This is a genomic window from Streptomyces spectabilis, assembly GCF_008704795.1.
Taxonomy (GTDB): Bacteria; Actinomycetota; Actinomycetes; order Streptomycetales; family Streptomycetaceae; genus Streptomyces; species Streptomyces spectabilis.
Genome location: NZ_CP023690.1, coordinates 8,824,805 through 8,848,980, shown reverse-complemented (window position 1 = coordinate 8,848,980; position 24,176 = coordinate 8,824,805). Strand labels below are relative to the sequence as shown.

Sequence of the window (24,176 nt, the reverse complement as noted above, 5' to 3'; positions counted from 1 at the left end):
CTCACCCGCCGCTCAGCCGCGCCCGGCCGGGGGCCTGGAGCGGTTCGGCGAGCTGCGCCAGGGCCTGCTCCAGGCCGTGCACGTGGGCGAGCGCGCCTTCGACCACCCCTGAGTGGGCCGGGGCCGCGGCGTCGGGCCTGCGCCCCGTCGCGGCCTCGGGCGCGGTCAGCGCCTCCACGGCGGCCTCCACGCGCCAGCACGCCGCGGTGAGGCGGTCGTCGTGCGAGGCCTCCGCGTCGGCGGCGATCGAGGCGAGGCCGCGGACCTCGCGCGCGCAGTCGTCGAGGAGGGCCAGGACCCGTCGCGCCCGCTCCTTGCGGGCGAGCAGCGGGTTGAGCGGGTGCAGCAGCGGGGCTAGCGAGAGCCGCACCCGGCCGAGCAGCGCCTCGAGCTCGGCGACGTGCGGGGCCGGGTCGGCGTCCGCCGTGCCGCGCAGCCGGGCGGCGGCCTCGGCGGTGCAGGCGTGGACACAGCGCAGCGCCCGCTGGATCCACCCGTCGGTGACGGCGTGGGTGGTGACGGGCAGCACAAGCAGGACCGCGAGCGCGGCGCCGAGGGCACCGACGGCGGTCTCGCCGACCCGCAGGGCGAGCAGCGCCGGATCGAGCACGCCGAGGAGCCCGTAGAGCATGCTCGCCATCACGGTCACCGCCAGCATCATCCACGTGTACGAGACGGCGGCGGTGTAGAAGATCCCGAAGACGCAGACGGCCACGATGACGGCGGCGGCGACCGGCTCCGTGTGCAGCGGCACGGCCAGGACGAAGCCGAGCGCGATCCCGATCGCGGTGCCCAGGAACCGCCGGAAGCCGCGCACCAGCGTCTCGCCGCGCGAGGTGGTGTTCACGAACACCCACCAGGTGGCACCGACCGCCCAGTACCAGCGCTCCTGCGACAGCATCTGCCCCAGGGCGAGCGCGAAGGCCGCGCCCGCGGTGGCCTGAATCGCCTGCCGGGTGGTCGTCCGGGCGAGCCCGGTGGCCGCGAGGGGCGCCGGCGCCGCCGCGGGCGGGAGGCCGCGCTCGTAGCACCAGACGCCGAACCGGACGGCGGCGGCCGCGCACACGGACAGCAGGATGGCCGCGAACAGCTCGGGCAGCTGGCCGGTCCGCGCGTGCAGGAACTGCGCCGCGAAGAACATCATGAACGCGAACACGCCGAGCGAGTGCCCGCGCGGGCCCCACCGGCGCGCGTACACGCCGAGGCCCGTCACCGCGAGGAAGGCCGCGTCCCGCACCAGCGGGTAGTCGTGCAGCGCGGCCGCGAGAGCGAGCACCGGGAGGCCGACGACGGGCAGCAGCGCCGTGGTCCCGGCCTGGCCGCGCACGGTCGGGTCCAGGACGGTGAAGAGCGCGAGCAGCGCGGCGAGGCCGCCGATGATGGCCGCGACGAGCGAGTGCCCGACGAGGCCGCACAGGGCGACGGCCGCTCCGATGCCGAGCACGGCCCGGCTCGCGCTGCGCAGCCGCAGCAGTCCCGGATCCGGCGCGACGAAGGCTCTCTTCAGCACCTGCGTGTCCGCTCCTTCCCGCACCCGCGCGCCTCCGCGCGGATACGCCCGCATGAAAAAGGCGCCGCGGGATCCGCAGCGCCATCGACCGGTACATCACATCATCAACAGGCCCGTTGGCTCAACCTGGCCTTGATCCACTGAGCCATTGGCATACTTTGACGTCCTCATATTCGGCCGTGAACAGGCCATCGGGCCAGCGTGTCCGCAGGTCAGCGGGGCTTTCCCGGTACCGGCACGGCGTACGGCAGCACCGTGACGGCCACCGACGGCAGGCCTTCCAGGGCGTGGGCCAGGCGTTCTCCGCCGCCGCGGTGCAGCAGCCGGCCGAGGGTGGTGCGGTAGGCGCGGTGCGGGATGAGCAGGGTCAGCGCGGTGTCGCCGTCGGCCGTGGTCCCGGCCGCGTGGTCGATGAGGGCCCGCTCCAGGCGCCGGTCCTGGCAGTCGACGAGTTCCAGCGGCACGTCCGTCGCCCGGCTCTCCGCCCAGCGTGCCGCGAGGCGTCGCGCGCGCGGGCCGTCGACGGCGACGTGCACGGCCCGCACCTCGTCGGGACGGATCTCGTGCGCGTACCGCAGCGCCTGGAAGACGGCCGGGTCGAAGGCGTCCACCAGGATCTGCACCACGTGCCGCCGCCAGCGCGGCCGGTCGCCCTCCTCGGCGGGCGGCAGCGCCGCCAGGGCCGCGGCCTCGGCGCGGTACTCGCGGTTGATGCGGATGAGCACCCACACGCCGAGCGGGAAGACCACGACGACCAGCCAGGCGCCCTCGGTGAACTTGGTGACGGCGAAGACCAGCACGACGGCCGCCGAGACCACGGCGGCGGTCGCGTTGACGGCGATCTTCCAGAGCCGCCCCGCCTCCCGTCGCCGCAGGTGGTACGCGGTGAGACCGGATCCGGCCATGGTGAAGGCGGTGAACACGCCGATCGCGTAGAGCGCGACCAGCTTGTCCACATTGGCGTCGGTCACGAGCAGCAGGGCCAGGGAGACCGCCGCCAGGCAGATGATGCCGTTGGAGAAGACGAGCCGGTGGCCGCGCCGGGTGAGCTGCCGGGGCAGGAAGCGGTCCTCGGCGACGAAGCTCGCCAGATAGGGGAAGCCGGTGAACGGCGTGTTCGCCCCGGTGTAGAGGATCAGGGCGGTGGCCAGCTGGACGAAGACGAGTCCGGCGGTCCCGGCCCAGCCACCGCCGAAGACGAGGTGCGCCTCCTGCGCGATCACCGTGGGCGTGCCGTCGGTGTAGGGCAGCGCGTGGGTGAGGTGCGCGAGCCAGGAGATCCCGAGCACGAGGACGCCGAGCACACAGCTCATCGTGACCAGGGTGCGGCGGGCGTTGGCGCCCTGGGGCTCGCGGAACACGGAGATGCCGTTCGAGATCGCCTCGAGCCCGGTGAGCGAGGAGCCGCCGTTGGCGAAGGCGCGCAACACCATGAACAGCGAGGCCCCGTACAGCCAGCCGTCCCCCGTCTCGCCCAGCGGCACCGCGCCCGCCGCGCGCACGTCGGCGTGCGGCAGCTCACCGAGCGCCCAGCGGACGAGCCCGACCACGAGCAACAGACCGACCGCCGCCATGAACAGGTACGCGGGCACGGCGAAGACCCGCCCCGCTTCCCTGAGCCCGCGCAGATTGCCGTACGCGAGCAGCAGGATCATCCCGACGCTGAACGGCACCTGGAGGTGGTCCAGGCCCGTCCAGCCGTCGCCGACCAGGTGCGCGAGCGAGATGAGCGCGTTGGTGCCCGCCGACACCTGCACGGCGACGGTGACCACGTAGTCGACGAGCAGGGCGACGGCCGCGATCTGCGCGACGTCGGGCCCGAAGTTCTCCCGGGCCACGACGTACGAGCCGCCCGCGCGCGTGTAGATCATGACGACGTCGCAGTAGCAGAGCGTCAACAGGACGAGGATCAGCAGGATCGCCCCGGTCACCGGCATCAGCAGGGTGAACGCGGCGACGCCGACGACGGGAACGAGGACGCGCAGTATCTCCTCGCTGCCGTACGCCGACGAGCTGACGCAGTCCGAGGCAAGTACGCCGAGCGCGGTGCGGTTGTCGAGCTTCTCCTTGCGGATGCGCGCAGTGACCAGAGGCGGACCGAGCAGCAGCCGCTTCAGGCGGTACGGGACGGGTTCCGGGACGCCCGCGGGGCGGTCGGTCGTGGCCATGGCTCCATGACACCGGTGCCCGGCGCGGAAGCCGAGGGGCCACCCCGGCCAAGAGCCGATCGGCGTACCGGACCGCGTGCGGCGCCCGACGGGCGTCCTGATGCGCGGCGCTGCCGCTCCACTGGGCCATTGGTACAGTCGGCCGCGATCAATCCGCGTACCGGGGAGGCCAAGGGCCCGTGGCCGTCGACGAGCTGGACACCCGCATCCTGCGGCTGCTCCTGGAGCAGCCGCGTACCAGCGTGCGGGAGTACGCGCGCGTGCTCGGCATCGCGCGCGGGACGCTCCAGGCCCGCCTGGACCGCATGGAACGCGACGGGGTGATCACGGGGACGGGACCCTCGCTGTCCCCCGCCGCCCTGGGCCACCCGGTCCTCGCCTTCGTGCACATCGAGGTCACGCAGGGGCATCTGGACGAGGTCGGGGACGCCCTGGCCGCGGTCCCGGAGATCATCGAGGCCTTCTCGATCACCGGTGGCGGCGATCTGCTGACCCGGGTGGCCGCCCGCGACAACGGGCACCTGGAGGACGTGATCCAGCGGCTGATCCAGCTGCCGGGCGTGGTGCGCACCCGGACGGAGATGGCGCTGCGCGAACGCGTTCCGCACCGGCTCCTGCCGCTCGTGGAGTCGGTGGGCAGGGCGGCCGCCGAGGAGTCCCGGAGAAAGTGACGGCGGCCACTTCGGCTTGATCACGCTCTTGGCATGCTGGGGGCATGAGCGCCTTGAACGACACCTCGGTCATCTTCGATCTCGACGGCACGCTCGTGGACAGCGAGCCCAACTACTTCGAGGCGGGACGGCAACTGCTCGCCGAGCAGGGCGTCACGGACTTCACCTGGCAGGACCACGAGACGTACGTGGGCATCTCCACGCAGGAGACCCTGGCCCGCTGGAAGGAGCTGTACGGTCTGAGCGCGCCGCTCCCCGAGCTGCTCGCGGACAAGAACCGGCGCTATCTGGAGCTGGCCCGCACGTCCACGCGCGTCTACCCGCAGATGGCGGCGTTCGTGGAGCTGCTGCACGAGGCGGGGGTGCCGATGGCCGTGGCCTCGGGCTCCTCGCGCGCCGCGATCGAGGCGATTCTGGCGGGAACGGGCCTGGACGCGTACCTGAAGACGTTTGTGTCGGCCGACCAGGTCGCCCGCGGCAAGCCCGCGCCGGACGTCTTCCTGGCCGCCGCTGAGCTGCTCGGGACCGGGCCCGAGCGCTGTGTGGTCCTGGAGGACGCGGTGCCGGGGGCCCTGGCCGCCAAGGCCGCGGGCATGCGGTGCGTCGCGATTCCCTACGTCCCCGCGCAGGCGGACGATCCGGCGTTCGCCGCGGCGGACCTCCTGGTGCGGGGCGGGCAGGCGGAGTTCTCGGCCCGGGCCGTGGTGGACTGGCTGGCTGGACGCTAGGGCCGGTGGACGTGCGCCCCGAAAGGGGCGCGGGGAACTGCGCGCCCAGCCACGACGGACCGAAAGGCGAACCACGGCCCGTCGCGGCAATCCCACCTCGTGCTACCGGTGGCGGAACTCCGGCGGGCGCTTCTCCACGAACGCCCCCATCCCTTCCTTCTGGTCCGCGACGGCGAACACCGCGTGGAACAGCCTGCGTTCGAAGCGGACGCCTTCCGTGAGGGTGGTCTCGAAGGCGCGGTTCACGGCCTCCTTGGCCATCATCGCGACGGGGAGCGACATGCCCGCCACGGTCTCGGCGACCGCCAGGGCCTCGGCGAGCAGGTCCTCCGCGGGGACGATCCGGGAGACGAGCCCGGCGCGTTCGGCCTCGGCGGCGTCCATGGTGCGGCCGGTCAGACACAGCTCCATGGCCTTGGCCTTGCCGACGGCGCGGGTCAGGCGCTGGGAGCCGCCGATGCCGGGGATCACGCCCAGCTTGATCTCGGGCTGGCCGAACACCGCGGTGTCGGAGGCGAGCAGGACGTCGCAGAGCATGGCGAGTTCGCAGCCGCCGCCGAGGGCGTAGCCGGACACGGCGGCGACCGTCGGCGTGCGCAGCTGGGCGAGCCGGTCCCACGCCGTGAACCAGTCGCTGAGGTACATGTCCATGTACCCGTGCGGGCGCATCTCCTTGATGTCGGCGCCCGCGGCGAAGGCCCTGGCGGACCCGGTCAGGACGATGCAGCCGATGTCCGGGGACCGGTCGAGCTCCTCCGCCGCCGCGACGACCTCCCGCATGACCTGGAGGTTGAGGGCGTTGAGCGCCTTGGGCCGGTTGAGGGTGAGCAGGGCGGTGCGCGGGGCGGCGGCCCGGTCGACGAGGATGGTCTCGTAGGCGTCGGTGCGGGTCTCGGCGGGGTCACTCATGCGCCTGTCCTTCCGGATTCCTGAGGGGCTCGTTCCTGAGGGTCTCGACGATCCCGGAGAAGTCCTGTTCGGCTCCGGGCCCTTGGGCGAAGCCCCGGTACATCTCCGCGGCGCGCAGGCCGAGTTCGGCGCGCACCTCGCCCGCGCGGATAGCGGCGGCGGCGAGGCCCAGGTCCTTGGCCATCAGGGGGGCGGCGAAGCCGGGGCGGTAGTCGCGGTTGGCGGGCGAGCCGGGGACCGGGCCCGGCACGGGGCAGTTGGTGGTGAGCGCCCAGCACTGGCCGGACGCCGTGGACGCCACGTCGTACAGGGCCTGGTGGGACAGGCCGAGGCTCTCGCCGAGGACGAAGGCCTCGCTCACGGCGATCATCGAGATGCCGAGGATCATGTTGTTGCAGATCTTCGCGGCCTGCCCGGCGCCCGCGGGCCCGCAGTGCACGGTCTTCTTGCCCATCGCGGACAGCAGCGGCTCGGCTCGGGCGACGTCCGTGTCGGCGCCGCCGGCCATGAAGGTGAGCGTGCCCGCTTCCGCGCCCATGACGCCGCCGGAGACCGGGGCGTCGACGGCGGCGTGCCCCGCGGCGGCGGCCGCCGCGTGCGCGGCGCGGGCGTCGGCTACGTCGATCGTGGAGCAGTCCACGAACAGCGTGCCGGGGCGGGCCGCGGCGAGCAGGCCCTCCTCCTCGTAGAGGGCGAGGACGTGACGGCCCGCGGGGAGCATGGTGAGGACGACGTCCGCGTCCGCCGCGGCGGCCACCGCCGAGGGGGCGGCCTCGACCCCCGCGGCGACGGCGGCGTCGAGCGCCCGAGGCACCAGGTCGTGGCCCACGACGCGGTGTCCGGCCCGGACGAGGTTGGCGGCCATCGGACCGCCCATGTGGCCGAGGCCCACGAAGGCGACGACGCCGCACGGCCGGTCCTGTGCGCTGGGGTTCACCACGGTTCCTCCTGTGCCGGGCCGCCGGCGCCGAGCGCGAGGTCGCGCGCGCCGAGCGGCAGGAAGTAGCGGTCCACGTCGGCGCCGGTGACGTCGGCGAGCGCGGCCGGGGACCAGCGCGGGGCGCGGTCCTTGTCGATGACCTGGGCGCGGATGCCCTCCACCAGGTCGGCGGAGCCGAGGGCCGCGCAGGAGACGCGGTACTCCTGCTCCAGGACCCGCTCCAGGGGGCCGAGCCGCCGGGCCTCGCGCAGCGCCCTGAGGGTGACCTTGAGGGCGGTGGGCGACTTCCCGAGCAGGGTCTCGGCGGCCTCCTTCGCGGCCGGGGAGCCGTGCGCCTGGAGCCGGTCGACGATCTCCTCGACGGTCGCGGCCGGGTAGCAGGCGTCGATCCACTCCCGCTGCCCGGCGAGCGATCCGGCCGGTGCCTCGGTCACGTACCGGGCGAGGACGTCGCGCACCGGCTCTGCCGCGAGGTCCGCGACGAGGCGCGGCAGGTCGGCGGCCGGGACGAAGTGGTCGGCGAGTCCGCACGTCAGCGCGTCCCGCGCGCCCACCGGCTCGCCGGTGAGGGCCAGGTGGGTGCCGAGTTCGCCGGGCGCGAGACCGAGCAGGTAGGTGCCGCCGACGTCGGGGACGAAGCCGATGCCGGTCTCGGGCATGGCGATCCGGGAGCGCTCGGTGACGACGCGGACGCTGCCGTGCGCGGAGACCCCGACGCCGCCGCCCATCACGATGCCGTCCATCACGGCGACGTACGGCTTGGGGTAGCGGGCGATGCGGGCGTTCAGGCGGTACTCGTCGCGCCAGAAGTCCGCCGACGCGCCGCCGCCGGTGCGCGCGTCCTCGTGGATCTGCCGGATGTCGCCGCCCGCGCACAGGCCGCGTTCGCCCGCGCCGGTGAGGACGACGGTCTCGACGGCCGGGTCCGCCGCCCAGGCGGTCAGCGCCTCGTCGACGGCGCGGACCATGGCGTGGGTGAGGGCGTTCAGGGCGCGCGGCCGGTTGAGGGTGATGTGGCCGGCGCGCCCCTCGGTGCGGATCAGGACGGGCTCCTCGGTCATCGCAGCGCTCCCGTGAGGCCGCGGGCCACGATCAGACGCATGATCTCGTTGGTTCCTTCCAGGATGCGGTGGACGCGCAGGTCGCGGACGAGCTTCTCGATGCCGTACTCCGTCAGATAGCCGTAGCCGCCGTGGAGTTGGAGGGCGCGGTCGGCGACGGAGTGGCCGGTGTCGGTGGCGAACCGCTTGGCCATGGCGCACAGCTGCGGTGCCTGCGGGTCGCGCTGGTCGAGGGCCTGCGCGGCCTGCCGGACCAGGGCGCGGGCCGCCGCGAGCTCGGTCGCCATGTCGGCGAGCTCGAAGCGCAGCGCCTGGGCGTCGAGCAGCGGGGCCCCGAACGCCTCCCGGTCCGCGAGGTGGACGAGGCTGCGGTCGAGGGCGCTGCGGGCACCGCCGAGGGAGCAGGCGGCGATGCCGAGGCGGCCGCCGTTCAGGGCGTTCATGGCGATGCGGAAGCCGTCGCCCTCGGCGCCGAGCAGCCGGTCGGCGGGCACGCGCACGCCGTCGAGGACGACCTGCCGGGTGGGCTGCGCGTTCCAGCCCATCTTCTTCTCGTTCGCGCCGAAGGACAGGCCGGGGTCGTCGCGTTCGACGACGAACGCGGACACGCCCTCGGATCCGCCGCCGCCGGTGCGGGCCATCACCACGTACACGTGGGAGGCGCCCGCGCCGGAGATGAACTGCTTGACGCCGGTGAGGACGTACGCGTCGCCGTCGCGCTCGGCGCGGGTGCTCAGGGCGGCCGCGTCGGAGCCCGCGCCCGGCTCGGTGAGGCAGTAGCTGCCGAGCCGGTCCATGGAGGTCAGCGGCCCCAGCCAGCGGGCGCGCTGGGCCCGGTCGCCGTAGTGGTCGATCATCCAGGCGACCATGTTGTGGATGGACAGATAGCCGGCGACGGAGGGGCAGCCGGAGGCGAGCGCCTCGAAGACGAGGACGCCGTCGGACCGGGTGAGGCCCGAGCCGCCCGCGGCCTCGTCGACGTACACGCCGCCGAGCCCGAGGTCCGCGGCCTTGCGCAGCACGTCGACCGGGAAGTGCTTCTCCTGGTCCCAGGTGACGGCGTGGGGGGCGAGGTGTTCCTCGGCGAAGTCGAGGGTGGTCTCGACGAGCGCGAGCTGGTCCGCGGTGAGCAAGGTGGTGGTCGTGGCGGCGGTGGGGGTCGCGGTCTTCATCGGGCCGCTCACGCCGTCGTCGGGATCGTGAAGCTCGCGCCGTCCTTCGCCCCCGAGGGCCAGCGCGAGGTGACGGTCTTGGTGCGGGTGTAGAAGCGGATGGCGTCCGGGCCGTGCTGGTTGAGGTCGCCGAATCCGGAGCGCTTCCAGCCGCCGAAGGTGTGGTACGCGACGGGGACCGGGATGGGCACGTTGACGCCGACCATGCCGGTGTCCACGCGCCGGGTGAAGTCGCGGGCCGTCCCGCCGTCGCGGGTGAAGAGCGCGACGCCGTTGCCGTAGGGGTGCTCGGTGGGCAGCCGCAGCGCCTCTTCGTAGTCGGCTGCCCGTACGACGGACAGGACGGGGCCGAAGATCTCCTCCTGGTAGATCCGCATGTCCGGGGTGACGCGGTCGAAGAGGGACGCGCCCGCGAAGAACCCGCGCTCGTGGCCGGGCAGGGTGAAGTCGCGCCCGTCGACGACGAGTTCGGCGCCCTCCTCGACGCCGAGGTCGACGTAGGAGCGGACGCGGTCGACGGCGTCGCGGCCGACCAGCGGCCCGAAGTCGGCCTCGGGGTCGTCGGAGCGGCCGATGCGCAGGGCTCCGACGCGCGCCTTGATGCGAGCGACGAGGGCGTCGGCGGTGGCCTCGCCGACCGGGACCGCCACGGAGATCGCCATGCAGCGCTCGCCCGCGGAGCCGTAGCCCGCGCCGATCAGCGCGTCGACGGCCTGGTCGAGGTCCGCGTCCGGCATCACGATCAGGTGGTTCTTGGCGCCGCCGAAGCACTGGGCGCGCTTGCCGTGGGCGGCGGCGGTGGCGTACACGTGCGCGGCGATCGGCGTGGAGCCGACGAAGCCGAGCGCCTTGACGCGCGGGTCTTCCAGGAGCGTGTCGACGGACTCCTTGCCGCCGTTGAGGACGTTCAGGACGCCGGGCGGCAGGCCCGCTTCGAGGAACAGCTCGGCGAGGCGCAGCGGTACGGACGGGGCGCGCTCGGACGGCTTGAGAATGAAGGCGTTGCCGCACGCCAGCGCGGGTGCGGCCTTCCAGAGCGGGATCATCGCGGGGAAGTTGAAGGGCGTGATCCCGGCGACGACGCCGAGGGGGCGGCGCAGCGAGTGCACGTCGATGCCGGTCCCGGCGTTGTCGGTGAACTCGCCCTTGAGCAGGTGCGGGATGCCCGCGGCGAACTCCACGACCTCCAGGCCGCGCTGGAGGTCGCCGTGCGCGTCGGCGACGGTCTTGCCGTGCTCGGCCGACAACAGGCGGGCCAGGGAGTCGCGTTCGCCCTCGACGAGCTGGAGGAACCGGAGCAGGACGCGGGCGCGGCGCTGCGGGTTCCACTCGCCCCAGGCGGGCTGCGCCTCGGCGGCGTTCGCGATCGCCGCCTCGGTGTCCGCGCGGTGCGCGAGGGGGACGCGCGCCTGGACGTCGCCGGTGTTGGGGTCGTACACGTCGGCGTGCTTTCCCGAGGTTCCCGGGGTGTGCTCGCCGCCGACGAGATGGGTCAGTTCACGGACCATGGGGGCCTGCTTCTTTCGTCAGGTGTGGTCCGGGGACGGCAGGGCCGGGCCGCGCGCCTCCGCGGGCACGCGGAACGGCCTTCAGACAGCGGGGGTCACCGCTCGCAGGTCCGGAATTCCAGGGTCGCGGGTGCGCACCGGGGCCATGCGTGTCTGCTCCATCCTCGTGGACAACACGGAACACCCCACGGCCGGTATCCTGACTCCCGGATCAGCGCGCGCTCCCCCGCCTTCCCAACGGACTTCTCCGTCAGTGGCGTTCGAACCTCCACGGGAACGCGCTCCCCGGTCACAGTGGCGGGACCGTGCCGGATTCACACCGGCTTCCCTGCACCGCGGGCCTTGGTCACGACGATATACTTGGACGTCCTAGTAAGTCCACAGAGGCCAACCCCTGCCCCACCCCTGTCGCCCCCTCGGCGGCCGCCGTGTCCCCGCACGGCGGCCGCCCGTCACCCGGCCGCTAGGCGCCGAGTTCCTCGCGTACGACGCCGGGGAGCCCGGCCACCGCGGCCGCGAGCCGCTCCCGGTCCGCTCCGCCGCCCTGCGCCACCTCGTCCGAGCCGCCGCCGCGTCCGCCGAGCAGCCGCTTGACCAGGGCGGAGGCCGACAGACCCGCTGTCCTTGCCGCTTCGTTCACGGCCACGGCGAGGACCGGCTTGGCGCCGGAGAGAGTCACGGCGGCCACGCCGGGGCGCTCGGCGCGCAGCCGTCCGCGCACTTCGACGGCCAGGGCCCGCGCGGCGCCCGCGTCGCCGTCCGTCGTCGCGGTGGCCACGTACGCGCCCGCCACCTCGACGGCCTGCCCGGCGAGTTCGGCGGCGCGGGCGGCACGGGCCGACTGCCGAAGGCGCTCGTTCTCCCGGTCCGCGGCCTTGAGCCGGTCGAGCAACGCGGCGACCCGGTCGGGGAGTTCGGCGCGCGGCGCCTGCACCTGCTCGGCGATCCGGGCGACCAGGTCGCGCTCGCGCGCGAGATAGCCGAAGCCCTCGACGCCGACCGCGGCCTCCAGGCGCCGCATGCCCGCGCCCACCGACGACTCGGCGGTCAGGGCGACCACGCCGACCTGGGACGCGTGCTCGACGTGGGTGCCGCCGCACAGCTCGCGCGACCAGGCACCGCCGATCTCGACCACCCGGACCCGCTCGCCGTACGTCTCGTCGAACAGCGCCAGCGCGCCGAGCTCCTTGGCCTCGGGCAGCGTCATCCAGCGCACGCCGACGGGCAGGTCGCGGCGGAGCGCCCGGTTGGCGGCCTCCTCGACCTCGCTGCGGACGGTGGCGGAGAGGCCCCCGCGCCAGGGGAAGTCGAGCCGCAGATAGCCGGGGCGGTTGTAGGAGCCGGACTGCAGGGCGGTCGGGCCGAGGATCTCGCGCAGGGCGGCGTGCAGCACGTGGGTGCCCGAGTGGGCCTGGCGCGCACCGAGCCGCCACTCGGGGTCGACGGCGGCGTGCACGCGACCGCCGACGGCCAACTCACCTGCGGTGACCCTGATCTGATGGGCCACCAGGCCGGGCAGCGGCCGCTGCACATCGAGCACATCGGCTTCGAGGGACGCACCGGAGAGCCGTCCGGCGTCGCTGTCCTGCCCACCGGACTCGGCGTAGAACGGCGTGCGGTCGAGGACGGCGGTGACGATCTCGCCGGCGCGGGCGAGGGGCACGGGGCCGGCCGGGCCCATGAGCGCGAGGACGCGGGAGTCCGTCGCCAGGGTGTCCCAGGCACGCCAGTCGGTCGGCCCGTGCTCGTCGAGGACGGCGCGCAGGGCCGAGGTGTCGATTGCGGACCCGGACTTGCGGGCGCGGGCGTCGGCGCGGGCCCGCTCGCGCTGCTCGCGCATGAGGGCCGTGAAGCCCTCGCGGTCGACCTCGACGCCCTGCTCGGCGGCCATCTCCAGGGTGAGGTCGATGGGAAAGCCGTAGGTGTCGTGCAGCAGGAAGGCCTTGGCGCCGGGCAGTTGGCGGCCGCCGTCGGCCTTGACCCGGGTGACGGCGGTGTCCAGGACCGTGGTGCCCTGCTTGAGGGTGGCGCGGAAGGCGTCCTCCTCGCCCTGGGCCTGGTCGGCGATGCGCGCGTAGGCGTCGGCGACCTCGGGGTAGCTCGGCGCCATCCGGTCGCGGGCGACGGCCAGCAGGTCCGCGAGGGCCGGGTCGCCGTGGCCGAGCTGGCGCATGGAGCGCACGGCGCGGCGCAGGATGCGGCGCAGGACGTAGCCGCGGCCCTCGTTGCCGGGCGCGGTGCCGTCGGCGAGCAGCATCAGGGCGGTGCGGACGTGGTCGGCGACGACGCGAAGGCGCACGTCCTGGGCGGCGTCGGCGCCGTAGCGCACCCCGGCGAGTTCGGCGGCGCGGTCGAGGACGGGCCGGGTCTCGTCGATCTCGTACAGATTGTCGACGCCCTGGAGCAGGGTGGCCATGCGCTCCAGGCCCATGCCGGTGTCGATGTTGCGGCGCGGGAGTTCGCCGAGGATCGGGTAGCCGGTCTTGCCGGTGCCCTCGCCGCGCTCGTACTGCATGAAGACGAGGTTCCAGAACTCCATGTACCGGTCCTCGTCGACGGCCGGGCCGCCCGCGCGGCCGAGCGCGGGACCCCGGTCGTAGTACAGCTCCGAGCAGGGGCCGCAGGGTCCGGGCACGCCCATGGACCAGAAGTTGTCCTCGTCGCCTCGGGCCACGATGCGCTCGTCGGGCAGGTCGGCGACGCGCCGCCACAGGCCGCGCGACTCGTCGTCGGAGTGGTGGACGGTCACCCAGATCTTCGCCGGGTCGAGCCCGTAGCCGCCGTCGGCGACGGAGCGGGTGCTCAGGTCCCAGGCGAAGGTGATGGCCTCTTCCTTGAAGTAGTCGCCGAAGGAGAAGTTGCCGTTCATCTGGAAGAACGAGCCGTGCCGGGTGGTCTTGCCGACCTCCTCGATGTCGAGGGTGCGCACGCACTTCTGCACGCTGGTGGCGCGCGGCCAGGGCGGTGCGACCTCGCCCGTCAGATACGGCTTGAACGGCACCATGCCCGCGTTGACGAACAGGAGCGTCGGGTCGGGCGTCGGCAGCGGGGCGCTGGGCACCACGGTGTGGCCCCGCTCGGCGAAGAAGTCGAGGAAGCGGGTGCGGATGTCGGCGGTGCGCAAGGCGTGCTCCGGCGGGGGTTCAGTGGTTACAGGGACGGTAGGACGGCGGCGGCACGCGCCGGGTGGCCGGGGCCGAGGAAGACGGCGGTGCCGTACCCGTCGGGCGCGGGGTGGGTGACCTGCCGCCAGCCGAGCCGCTCGTAGAAGCGGACGGTGGCGTCGGCCCGCACGGACGTGAGCAGCCAGCAGCGGGCGTCGGGCGCGTCGCGCGTGACCGCTTCGAGGAGCGTACGGCCGAGTCCGCGGCCGTGCGCGGCGGGCGAGACGGCGAGTTCGTCGACCTCCGTGCCGCCGCACAGCCACGCGGCGGCGCGCTCGGCGCCGAGCGCGGCGGTGACGCGCGGGTAGGAGCGGGTGCCGGGCAGCGGGGTGCTCGACGTCCAGGCCGTGGCGAAGCCGAGCACCCGCTCGCCGTCGAGGGCCACCGCGCCCGCGAAGCCGGGCCGCTGCACGTCGCCCGCGAGGCGCGTGAGGTAGCCGTCGGCCTCGGCGGGCTCCGCGTGCCAGGGCGGCTCGGCGAACGCGGCGGCGTAGACCGCGCGGATGCCGTCGCGGTGGGCGAGCAGCGCGGGGCCGGCGAGGCGGTGCACGACGGCGGCCATCAGGCGGCCCTCGCGAAGGCGCCGACGGGGTGCAGCGCGGCGTACTCAAGGGGCGCCGACGGGTCGATGGACACGTCCAGGGGCGCGGGTTCGGCGCCCGCGCGCACCAGGAGGTCGCCCACCGCGGCGATCATCGCGCCGTTGTCGGTGCACAGGCCGAGCGGCGGGACGCGCAGGGTGATCCCCGCGGCCCGGCAGCGCTCCTCGGCCAAAGACCGCACCCGGGAGTTGGCGGCGACGCCGCCGACGACCACGAGGGTGCCCACGCCGTGCGCGGCGCAGGCCGCGACCGCCTTGCGGGTGAGGACGTCGGCGACGGCCTCCTGGAGTGCGGCGGCCCCGTCGGCGACTGGCAGTTCGCCGCCCCGGTGGCTCTCGGCCCAGCGGGCCGCGGCGGTCTTGAGGCCGGAGAAGGAGAAGGCGTACGGGTCGTCGCGCGGCCCGGTCAGCGGGCGCGGGAAGGCGACCGCGTCCGGGGAGCCCTCGCGGGCCGCGCGGTCGACGGCCGGGCCGCCCGGGTAGGGCAGGCCGAAGACGCGGGCCACCTTGTCGAAGCACTCCCCCGCCGCGTCGTCCAGGGTGTCGCCCAGGTGCGCGATCGGGTCGCGGGCGAGGTCGCGCACGAGCAGCAGCGAGGTGTGGCCGCCGGACACGATGAGGACCACGCACGGGTCGGGCAGCGGGCCGTGCTCCAGGGTGTCGGCGGCGACGTGCCCGGCCAGGTGGTGCACGCCGTACAGCGGCACGTCGAGCGCGTACGCGAGGCCCTTCGCCCCGGCGAGGCCGACCTGGAGGGCGCCGGACAGGCCGGGCCCCGTCGTCACGGCGACGGCGCCGATGTCGCCGAGCCGCAGCCCCGCTCGGTCGAGGGCGCGGCGGACCACCGGGTTCAGCGCGTGCACGTGGGCGCGGGCGGCGATCTCGGGGACGACGCCGCCGAAGCGGGCGTGCTCGTCCATGCTGGACGCGACGGCGTGCCCGAGCAGCCGTCCGCCCTGTACGAGACCTGCCCCGGTCTCGTCGCAAGAAGACTCGATCCCCAGAACGATCCGAGGGGGTGCCATGCGTGTACTCCCGCTTCCTCCGCGTGCCGACCGGCCCGGCTACTGCCTGTCCATAGTAATTGCAAGCGATGTGCAATAAGGCGCGACGGCCAGCCGGTGACCTCGTGAACCCTGGAAGCGGCCCGCTCCCACATGCAGGTCGCGGACGAGCCGGTCGTCGCGGGCTGTCCGCGCGAAGTGCGGATCCGGCGGCACCCGAGTCCTGACGTGCGAAGGCCGGTGACCCGGGGTCTTCCCCGGGCCACCGGCCGTGCCGTGCTCAGCGGGCGCTCGCCCCGAGGGCCTCTTCCACGAGTCCGCGCGCGTACTGCGGCGACAGGCCGTCCGGCCGGAACAGGATGCGGAAGAGCAGCGGCGCGACCACGTGGTCCATGACGGCCTCGCGCTCCGGCAGCGGCCGCTCGCCGCGCTCGGCGGCGCGGGCCAGGAGCAGGTCGATGTGCTCGGCGGAGTAGTCGGAACAGCGGCTCGCGTTGCCGCTCCCGGGGTCGCCGAGGAGCGCGTCGCGCAGATAGGCCCGGCCCGGCGCCGACGACATCTCCTCCAGGAAGTGCTCGGTCCACGCCGTCAGGTCGGCGCGGAAGCCGCCGTGGTCCGCGGGGTCCGCCTCGGGCCTGAGGCGCTCGACCGCGACGTCCGACAGGAGCTCCTGGAGGTCGCCCCAGCGGCGGTAGACGGTGGACGGCGTGACCCCGGCCCGCGCCGCGACCAGCGGGACGGTCAGGGCCGCGCGGCCCCGCTCCGCCTCGAGCTCGCGCACGGCGGCGTGCACGGACGCCTGCACCCGGGCGCTGCGCCCCCCGGGTCGGGCCATGGGCCTGGGACTCATGCCGTTCACCTTAACGCGAATTCCTAGCTTCTACGGGGACGGAAGGGCCGCCTCCGCCCTCCCCAGGGCGGAGGCCACCCTTCCCGGGGCGATGGCCCCCGCGTCCGGGCGCGTCATCTCGTACGCCCGCCCGGCGCGCAGCAGCGTCCGCTCGGCGCGCGGGCGACCGACGAGCTGCATGCCGATGGGCAGCCCGGCGCCGTCGCGGCCGACGGGCACGGTCAGCGCGGGAAGGCCGGTGATGTTGGCGGGTGCGGACAGGCGGACGTAGGCGTCCGACACGCTCTCCACGGTGCCGTCGGGCCACTCCACGGTGTGCTGCCCGGTGCGGGCGGCGGTCAGCGGCACGGTGGGAGCGGCGATGACGTCGACCTCCTCCAGGAGCCGCGCCCACTCCTGGCTCATCAGGGTGCGGGCGCGCCGCGCCCGCAGGTAGTCGCCCGCGTGGAACAGCTCTCCCGCTTCGAGGAGGACCCGGATGTCGTCCCCGTAGAGCTCGGGCGCGGTGCGCAGCGTCCGCTCGTGGTTCGCGCTGGCCTCGGGGACCATCAGGCCCCACTGGACCGCCTGGATGTAGCGGGTCATCGGGATCCGCACGTCGACGAGTTCGGCTCCCAGGTCACGGAGGCGCTCGACGGCGTCGCGCACGGCCGCTTCGACGTCGGGGGTGACGCGGTCGAAGTAGTAGTTGGCGGGGACGCCGACCCGAAGGCCCGTCAGATCCCCTTCCACGTACGGGAGTTCCGCGCCACCGGTCAGGGCGGGGAGCACGAGCGCGGCGTCCTGGACCGTGCGCGTGATCGGGCCGACGTGGTCGAGGGACCAGGACAGGGCGGTCACTCCCTGCGTGGGCACCAGGCCGTACGTGGGCTTCAGGCCGACCACTCCGTTGAGCGCGGCGGGGACCCTGATGGAGCCGCCGGTGTCGGTGCCGATCGAGAAGAGCGCGGTCCCGGCCGCGACGGCGACGGCCGAGCCGCCGCTCGACCCGCCCGCGACCCGCTCGGCGTCCCAGGCGTTGCGGGTCTGGGGCGTCGTCAGGCCGTAGGCGAACTCGTGCGTGTGGGCCTTGCCCAGGAGCACGGCGCCCGCGGCCGCGAGCCGGGCGGCGACGGTGCTGTCGGCGTCCGCCACATGGCCGTCGCGCACGCGTGAACTGGCGCTCGTGGACTGCCCCTTGACGTCGATGAGGTCCTTCAGGGCGAACGGGACGCCGTGCAGGGGGCCGTGCGCGCGCCCGGCGGTGCGCTCGCGCTCCGCCCGCTCGGCGGCGCGGCGGGCGGCTTCGGGCCGCACGGCCACATAGGCGTTGAGCCCCGGCTCCACCTCCGCGACGCGGTCCAGGACGGACGCGGTCAGCTCGACCGGGGACAGCTCGCCCGTGGCGATCGCGGCTGCCGCGGCGGCGACGGTCAGCTCATAGGGTCGCATCGCGCACCTCCACTCCGACGGCGGCGGGCGCCACGTCGGTGAGGTCGAGCTCGCGCAGGGTCGCGACGACGGCGTGGATGTGCGCGGCGGTGGCGGCCACGGCGCCGAGGCGCTCGTCGGCCAGGGGCAGCCCGGCGCGCCGGGCCCAGCGGGCCGCGTCGGGTGGGTCGAGGTCGAGGGGGGTCATGGGCCTGTCCTTCCAGTCGGAACAGCAAAAGCTAAGGGTTTGCTTTAGCCCACCCTAGGGGCTAGCCTCCACTAAACGCAAAGGCATTGCTTTAAGCCCGCCGGACGCCGCGCGCCTCCGGCAGCCCTTCGAGACACGGAGCACTCCATGACCCACCGCCCCGCCCCCACCTGGACCGTCGGGAACGTCGCCGTGCACCGCGTCGACGAGATCGACTTCCCGCCTGAGACGGGCGCCTGGCTCCTGCCCGACGCCACCCCGGACACCGTGGCCCGGACACCGTGGCTCACCCCGGACTTCGCCGACGACGAGGGCGTGCTGCGCGCGTCCAGCCACAGCTTCGCGTTCACCGTCGACGGTCGGCGGATCCTCGTCGACACGGGCATCGGCAACGGCAAGGAGCGCGCGCTGCCCGCCTGGAACGACCTGGACACCGACTACCTCGACCGGCTCACCGCCGCCGGATTTCCGCCCGACTCCGTCGACCTGGTGATCCTCACGCATCTGCACGCCGACCACGTCGGCTGGAACACCCGCCTGGACAGCGGGAGTTGGGTGCCGACCTTCCCCAACGCCCGCTACCTCACCACCCGTACGGAGTGGGACCACTGGGCGGCCGCGGACATGGAGGAGTCCCGGCGCCAGCTGTTCCGGGACTCGGTGCACCCCGTCCACGAGGCGGGGCTGCTCGACTTCGCGGACATCACGGAAGGGCCCGTCGCGCTCGGCCCCGGCCTGCGCCTCCTCCCGGCCCCCGGCCACACCCCCGGCCAGGTCGCCGTCGAGCTGGGCGACGGCGACGCCACCGCGCTGATCACCGGGGACGCCGTCCACCACCCCGTCCAGCTGGCACACCCGGAGATCTCCAGCTGCGTGGACATCGACCCCGCCCTCGCCCGCAGGACCCGCCGCACCCTGCTCGGCTCGGCCGCGGACAGCGGCGCACTCCTGCTCGGCACCCACTTCGCCCCGCCGACCGGGGGCCGGGTCACCGCCGAAGGGGACGGCTGGCGGCTCGGCGTCTGACGCGTCGACAGTTTCATGTTGGACCAGACCTATTGACGAAAGGTCTATACCTACTTACCGTCTGCCGCATCACTTCCCATCCGCAGCAAGGCCTCCCCGAGGGAGCACGCCATGATCGGTCGGACGGTACGTCTGTTGGGAGCGGCCCTGGCGCTGGCCTTCGCCGCACAGTTGCCCGCCGCGGCGGCGCCGGACGCGCCGGCGACATCGCGGGACGACACCTGCGCGGTCAAGTCCCGGCCCGCGGGCAAGGTGCTCCAGGGTTACTGGGAGAACTGGGACGGCGCCTCGAACGGGGTCCACCCGCCCTTCGGCTGGACCCCGATCACCGACTCCCGCATGGGCGCCCACGGCTACAACGTGATCAACGCCGCCTTCCCGGTGATCCGCTCCGACGGCACGGTGCTGTGGGAGGACGGCATGGACGCCACCGTGAAGGTGGCGACCCCGGCGGAGATGTGCCAGGCCAAGGCCAACGGCGCCACGATCCTCATGTCGATCGGCGGCGCGGCGGCCGGGATCGACCTGAGTTCGAGCGCGGTGGCCGACCGCTTCGTGCAGACGATCGTGCCGATCCTGAAGAAGTACAACTTCGACGGGATCGACATCGACATCGAGACCGGCCTCGTCGGCAGCGGCAACATCAACCAGCTGTCGCCGTCCCAGTCCAACCTCATCCGCATCATCGACGGCGTGCTCGCCCAGATGCCGCCCAACTTCGGCCTGACGATGGCCCCGGAGACGGCGTACGTCACCGGCGGCAGCGTGGTGTACGGCTCGATCTGGGGAGCGTACCTGCCGATCGTCAAGAAGTACGCGGACAACGGCCGCCTGTGGTGGCTGAACATGCAGTACTACAACGGCAGCATGTACGGCTGCTCCGGCGACTCCTACTCCGCGGGCACCGTCCAGGGCTTCGTCGCCCAGACCGACTGCCTCAACAAGGGCCTGAACATCCAGGGCACCACCGTCAAGGTCCCCTACGACAAGCAGGTGCCGGGCCTGCCCGCGCAGCCGGGCGCGGGCGGCGGGCACATGTCACCGAGCCTGGTCTCCCAGGCCTGGAACCACTACAACGGCGCCCTCAAGGGCCTGATGACCTGGTCCATCAACTGGGACGGCTCCCGGAACTGGACGTTCGGCGACAACGTCAAGCGCCTCCAGGGGCGTTGAGCCCGGCCGCCCGACGACCCCCCACCGACGTCCTCCGCCCGGCGGCAGCCACCGGGCGGAGGACGTCGTCCGTGCCGGGCCCGGCCGGATCGCACCGCACCGGCCCCGCCCCCTTGCCCGGGCCCCGTCCCTCTGCTTGACTCCGCCCGCCGACAGGCCACCCCCACTCGCGGAGGACCCCATGGACCTCACCCGCAGACGTCTGCTGTCCGCGCTCGCGGCCGCCGGGCTGCTGAGCGTCGTGCCCTCGCGGCAGGCGGACGCGGCGGACCGGGACCGCCTCGTCGCCAACGTGGTGGCCGTGTTCGCCGGGACCGCGGAGTCCAACGGCAGGGCCGAGACACGAACCAAGCTCGACGCCGTCGAGCGCACCGCGCGGGCGAACCTGAAGGCGCTCGACGACGCGGGACCGGACGAGCTGTTCGACGGCCTCGCGCTCGGCGCCGACGAGGCCAATCTCAACACCGCCTTCCGCAAGCTGTACGAGATCGCCCTCGCCACCCGCGCGCCCGGGCTCCCCTCCCCCGACCTGTACGAGAACACCGCCGTGCAGCGCCGCGTCGTCGACGGCCTGGTGTGGCTGCGCGAGCGGTACTACGGCGACCAGGCCAAGGGCTACTACGGCAACTGGTTCCACTGGGAGATCGGGATCTCCCAGCACATCAGCAGGACGCTGACGCTCCTCGCCGACGCGGTCCGCGCCCACCGCCCCGAGCTGATCCGCGCGTACGTCGCCTCCATGGACGCGTACCTGCGCAACGGCGTCGGCGGGGACGTGAACCTCGACTCCCGGTTCCACACCGGGGCCAACCTCGCGGACATCACCACCAACCGCGTCCTCCAGGGCGTCCTGCTCGCCGACGACGCGCGCGTGCGCAAGGCGCTCACCGACCAGCTGACGGTGTTCGCGACCATCGACCCGTACGACCTCAAGCACGGGGTGACGGACGGGTACTACGCCGACGGATCGTTCATCCAGCACTCCTCCGTCGCCTATACGGGCTCGTACGGGAAGGGCCTCCTCAGCCGGGTGGTGCAGACCCTGAAGTTCCTCGACGGAACAGGGTTCGCGCACGGCGAGGAGCTGGTGCCGGTCGTGCTGCGGTGGGTGCGCGACGGCTTCGCGCCGGTGATCTTCGAAGGCTGGATGATGGAGATCGTCAAGGGCCGGGCGGTGTCCCGCACCGACAGCGGCTACACCGACGTGGGCGTGGTCGTCGAAGCCGTCGTCGACCTGGCGTCGCTCGCGCGCGGCGAGGACGCGCGCGCCCTGCGGAGCTATGTGAAACACGTGCGGCAGTCGTCCCGCGTCGCCCTCGACCCGAGCCGGTTCGTCTCCCCCGTCAGCGTCGTGCGGTACGCCGACATCGTGCGCGACGCGTCCGTCCCGGCCGCGGACCTCAACCCCGCCGCGCGGTGCGTCGCCTTCAACGCCATGGACAGGACCGTGCACCGCAGGCCCGGCTACGCCTTCGCGCTCGCCCGCAGCTCGGACCGGATCAGCAAGTACGAGTACATGAACGGGGAGAACCTGCTGCCCTGGTTCCAGGGCGACGGAGCGCACTATCTGTATCTGTCCGGGCAGGACCAGACGGGCGCCTTCGGGGTCGACTACTTCACCACCGTCTCGCCGTACGGACTCGCCGGGGTCACGGCCCCGGTGCAGACGCGCCGCTCCGTGCCCGAGCTGTACGGGAAGCCGTACTACGACAACCCGTCCCACCCGTTGCGCTTCACCTCGTCCTCCGAGTCGCAGAACACCTACGTCTACTTCCCGCGCGGCACCCACCCGTTCTCGGGCGGTGCCGTCCTCGGCGCGTACGGCGCCGCCGGGATGGTGCAGTCGAGCGATGTCGCCCACCGCGACCGGGCTGTGCTCCCGGACGACTTCGTGACGTACCGCAACGCCTCCGCCACCAAGTCGTGGTTCCTGTTCGACGAGGAGGTCGTCGTGCTCGCGGCGGACGTCGCGGACGCCGCCGGACGAGCGGTGACCACGACCCTCGACACGCGGATCGCCGCGCCGGGCGACCGCGTGGTCCTCACCGGGGCGCTGCGCGACGGGCGGTCCTGGAGCGGCACGGGGGTCGGCCGCCTCGCCTGGCTGCGCTGGGCCGACGCCTCGCGGGGCGGCGCGGTCGGCTACGCCTTCCTCGACACGCCCCCGGTGCGCGTCGCCCTGGACGACGTGACGCGCAGCCGCCGTGTCGTCAGGACGGCGAACCCGGACACGCCCGTGACCCGCCGCGTGTTCGCCGTGGGGGTCGAGCAGCAGGCCGGTGCCGCCCCGGCGCGGTTCGCGTACGCGCTGCTGCCGCACGCGACCGAGGCGCGGCTGCGGTCCTACGAGTCCGTCGCGGTCCTCGCCAACTCCCGGCGCCTGCAAGCGGTCACGCACCGCGGGCTCGGTCTGACGGCCCTCAACGCCTTCACGGACGGCCGCCACGACGTGGGGCGCCTGCGCGTGGACGGGCCCGCCTCGGTCCTCGTACGGCGGGGACGCGGCGACGGGCGCACCTCCGTCGCCGTCTCCGATCCGACCATGGGCAGGGACACCGTCGGCGTCCTGCTGCGCGGCCGCCCGCTGCGCGTCGTCGAGGCGGACGACGGGGTGCGCGTACGGGCCGTGCCCGGCGGCACCCGGATCGACGTCAGGACGCGCCACGCGTACGGCCGCAGCTTCACGGTCGCCCTGCGCGCCTGAGAAGCCCGCGCCCCCTTGAGAAATTCCCGGCACGGCCGCACCGTCGTGTACACCCGCAAATTCCGTGTGCACCCCATGAACTGTGCGCCCCGTGACCGTGGAGGACGAATGGCGACGGAGAAGTCGACGAACCGGCGCGGCGTGGCGGTGGTCGCCGCCCTGATGCTGGGCGCGTTCGCCTTCAACACCACCGAGAACTTACCGATCGGCATCCTGCAGCTGATGGCGGACGACCTGGACCGGTCCCTTTCCGCCATCGGACTCCTCGTGTCCGGGTACGGCCTGACCGTCGCCCTGGTCTCGGTGCCGATCGCGAAGCTGACCCGCTCCGTGCCGCGCCGCCTGGTCCTGTGCGCGCTGCTCGCCGCGCTGCTCCTGGCGAGCGTCGTGTCCGCCCTGGTCTCGTCCTACTGGGTCCTGATGGCCGCCCGGCTCGTGACGGCGGTGGCCCAGGCGCTGTTCTGGGCGGTGATGGGGCCCGTCGCGGTGGGGCTCTTCCCGCCGCAGGTGCGGGGCCGCGTCATCGGGGCGCTGTCGGTGGGCGGTTCGGCCGCGCTCGTCCTCGGCGTGCCCGGCGGCACCTGGCTGGGCCAGCACACGAGCTGGCAGGTGCCCTTCCTGGTGGTGGGGGCGCTCGCCGTCCCCTCGTTCCTCGTCATCGCCACCGCCCTGCCGACCTCGCGCCCGGAGGAGGGGCACGCCGCCCACGGGGTGAGGCCCGACAAGCGCCGCTTCGTGGTCGTCCTGAGCGTCACAGCCCTCACGGTCACCGGGGTCTTCACCGGGTACACGTACATCTCCCGGTTCCTCGTGGACGAGAGCGGGTTCTCGGAGTCCTCCGTCAGTACGCTGCTGCTCGTCCTCGGCGTCACCGGCATCGTCGGCGTCACGGTCTACGGGCGGCTCCTGGACCGCTTCCCGCGCGCGACGCTCACGCTGCCGGTGGCCACGCAGGCGGCGGCGCTGCTCGGCCTGTACGCTGCGGGCGGTTCGCGGGCGGTCGCCACCGTGATGATCGTGTTCCTCGGCGCGTCGCTCGGCCCGATCTTCATGGCCACGCAGAGCCAGGTCATGTACGTCGCCCCGGGGCGCACCGAGACGGCCATCGCGGCGAACAGCGCCGCGTACAACTCCGGGGTGGCCGCGGGCGCCCTCGCGGGCGGTCTGCTGCTTCCCCTCCTCGGTGTCCGGGGCACCTTCCTCGTCGGCGGCCTGATGACGCTGGCCGCGCTCGGGCTGCTCCTGGAGGAGCACCTCCCGGGCCGCGGGGAGCGGCGGCCCGGCGCGCCCGCGGCGGCACCGGCCCCCGAGGACGCGGGCGCGCGGCCCTGAACGCCCGGGGCCCGGGAGCGGTGTGCGCCGCCCCCGG

Annotated in this window: 19 protein-coding genes and 1 riboswitch; of the genes, 6 read left to right on the top strand and 13 right to left on the bottom strand. The window is 73.8% G+C overall.

Annotated elements, in window-relative coordinates; translation table 11 throughout:
* Nucleotide 1 precedes the first annotated feature (1 nt).
* Together CP982_RS37510 and CP982_RS37505 are read right to left on the bottom strand one after the other, a co-directional pair.
* The gene (locus CP982_RS37510; RefSeq protein ID WP_150514556.1) at nt 2–1,510 is read right to left on the bottom strand and encodes an FUSC family protein; all 1,509 of its coding nucleotides are present in this window, start codon (nt 1,508–1,510) and stop codon (nt 2–4) included.
* 212 nt (nt 1,511–1,722) lie between these two features.
* Entirely contained in the window at nt 1,723–3,678 is a 1,956-nt protein-coding gene (locus CP982_RS37505; protein ID WP_150514555.1) for an APC family permease, read from the bottom strand.
* A 179-nt stretch (nt 3,679–3,857) separates the two neighbouring features.
* Here CP982_RS37505 and CP982_RS37500 point away from each other — a divergent pair, with 179 nt between their 5' ends.
* Together CP982_RS37500 and CP982_RS37495 are read left to right on the top strand one after the other, a co-directional pair.
* Nucleotides 3,858–4,349, top strand: coding sequence for an Lrp/AsnC family transcriptional regulator (locus tag CP982_RS37500; protein WP_150514554.1), 492 nt, complete (start codon nt 3,858–3,860; stop codon nt 4,347–4,349).
* A gap of 44 nt (nt 4,350–4,393) precedes the next feature.
* On the top strand, nt 4,394–5,077 hold the full coding sequence (locus CP982_RS37495) for an HAD family hydrolase (protein ID WP_150514553.1): 684 nt from the start codon (nt 4,394–4,396) through the stop codon (nt 5,075–5,077).
* A 102-nt stretch (nt 5,078–5,179) separates the two neighbouring features.
* Here CP982_RS37495 and CP982_RS37490 read toward each other — a convergent pair whose 3' ends face one another.
* From CP982_RS37490 to CP982_RS37440, 11 genes are all read right to left on the bottom strand, one after another.
* Nucleotides 5,180–5,986 carry an enoyl-CoA hydratase gene (locus CP982_RS37490; protein WP_150514552.1) on the bottom strand — a complete coding sequence of 269 codons (807 nt, stop codon included), beginning with the start codon at nt 5,984–5,986 and terminating at the stop codon, nt 5,180–5,182.
* Nucleotides 5,979–6,926: a 3-hydroxyisobutyrate dehydrogenase gene (mmsB, locus tag CP982_RS37485; protein ID WP_268255501.1), complete on the bottom strand. Its 948-nt coding sequence runs from the start codon at nt 6,924–6,926 to the stop codon at nt 5,979–5,981. Before mmsB ends, CP982_RS37490 begins: the two co-directional genes overlap by 8 nt.
* Nucleotides 6,920–7,987 (bottom strand): enoyl-CoA hydratase/isomerase family protein, encoded by a 1,068-nt coding sequence (locus tag CP982_RS37480; RefSeq protein WP_150514551.1) that lies wholly within the window; start codon nt 7,985–7,987, stop codon nt 6,920–6,922. Before CP982_RS37480 ends, mmsB begins: the two co-directional genes overlap by 7 nt.
* Entirely contained in the window at nt 7,984–9,159 is a 1,176-nt protein-coding gene (locus CP982_RS37475) for an acyl-CoA dehydrogenase family protein (RefSeq protein ID WP_150514550.1), read from the bottom strand. Before CP982_RS37475 ends, CP982_RS37480 begins: the two co-directional genes overlap by 4 nt.
* A gap of 8 nt (nt 9,160–9,167) precedes the next feature.
* Entirely contained in the window at nt 9,168–10,667 is a 1,500-nt protein-coding gene (locus tag CP982_RS37470; protein ID WP_150514549.1) for a CoA-acylating methylmalonate-semialdehyde dehydrogenase, read from the bottom strand.
* Between the two features lie 172 nt (nt 10,668–10,839).
* A riboswitch (cobalamin riboswitch) is annotated at nt 10,840–11,020 on the bottom strand.
* Between the two features lie 110 nt (nt 11,021–11,130).
* Entirely contained in the window at nt 11,131–13,791 is a 2,661-nt protein-coding gene (gene alaS / locus CP982_RS37465) for an alanine--tRNA ligase (RefSeq protein WP_150514548.1), read from the bottom strand.
* Between the two features lie 26 nt (nt 13,792–13,817).
* Nucleotides 13,818–14,393 (bottom strand): GNAT family N-acetyltransferase, encoded by a 576-nt coding sequence (locus tag CP982_RS37460; RefSeq protein WP_150514547.1) that lies wholly within the window; start codon nt 14,391–14,393, stop codon nt 13,818–13,820.
* Complete coding sequence (gene tsaD / locus CP982_RS37455; RefSeq protein ID WP_150514546.1) at nt 14,393–15,457, bottom strand: tRNA (adenosine(37)-N6)-threonylcarbamoyltransferase complex transferase subunit TsaD; 1,065 nt, start codon at nt 15,455–15,457, stop codon at nt 14,393–14,395. Before tsaD ends, CP982_RS37460 begins: the two co-directional genes overlap by 1 nt.
* A 259-nt stretch (nt 15,458–15,716) precedes the next feature.
* Nucleotides 15,717–16,286: a TetR/AcrR family transcriptional regulator gene (locus tag CP982_RS37450; RefSeq protein ID WP_150514545.1), complete on the bottom strand. Its 570-nt coding sequence runs from the start codon at nt 16,284–16,286 to the stop codon at nt 15,717–15,719.
* Between the two features lie 30 nt (nt 16,287–16,316).
* Complete coding sequence (locus CP982_RS37445) at nt 16,317–17,717, bottom strand: amidase (RefSeq protein ID WP_150514544.1); 1,401 nt, start codon at nt 17,715–17,717, stop codon at nt 16,317–16,319.
* The gene (locus CP982_RS37440; RefSeq protein WP_150514543.1) at nt 17,704–17,904 is read right to left on the bottom strand and encodes a hypothetical protein; all 201 of its coding nucleotides are present in this window, start codon (nt 17,902–17,904) and stop codon (nt 17,704–17,706) included. Before CP982_RS37440 ends, CP982_RS37445 begins: the two co-directional genes overlap by 14 nt.
* A 147-nt stretch (nt 17,905–18,051) precedes the next feature.
* Here CP982_RS37440 and CP982_RS37435 point away from each other — a divergent pair, with 147 nt between their 5' ends.
* From CP982_RS37435 to CP982_RS37420, 4 genes are all read left to right on the top strand, one after another.
* On the top strand, nt 18,052–18,930 hold the full coding sequence (locus CP982_RS37435) for an MBL fold metallo-hydrolase (RefSeq protein ID WP_150514542.1): 879 nt from the start codon (nt 18,052–18,054) through the stop codon (nt 18,928–18,930).
* 111 nt (nt 18,931–19,041) lie between these two features.
* A complete protein-coding gene (locus CP982_RS37430; protein ID WP_150514541.1) occupies nt 19,042–20,103 on the top strand; it encodes a chitinase in 1,062 nt (353 codons plus the stop codon).
* A gap of 181 nt (nt 20,104–20,284) precedes the next feature.
* Complete coding sequence (locus tag CP982_RS37425) at nt 20,285–22,807, top strand: polysaccharide lyase family 8 super-sandwich domain-containing protein (protein ID WP_150514540.1); 2,523 nt, start codon at nt 20,285–20,287, stop codon at nt 22,805–22,807.
* 108 nt (nt 22,808–22,915) lie between these two features.
* Nucleotides 22,916–24,139, top strand: a complete 1,224-nt coding sequence (locus CP982_RS37420) for an MFS transporter (protein WP_229879187.1) — start codon at nt 22,916–22,918, stop codon at nt 24,137–24,139.
* Nucleotides 24,140–24,176: the final 37 nt, after the last annotated feature.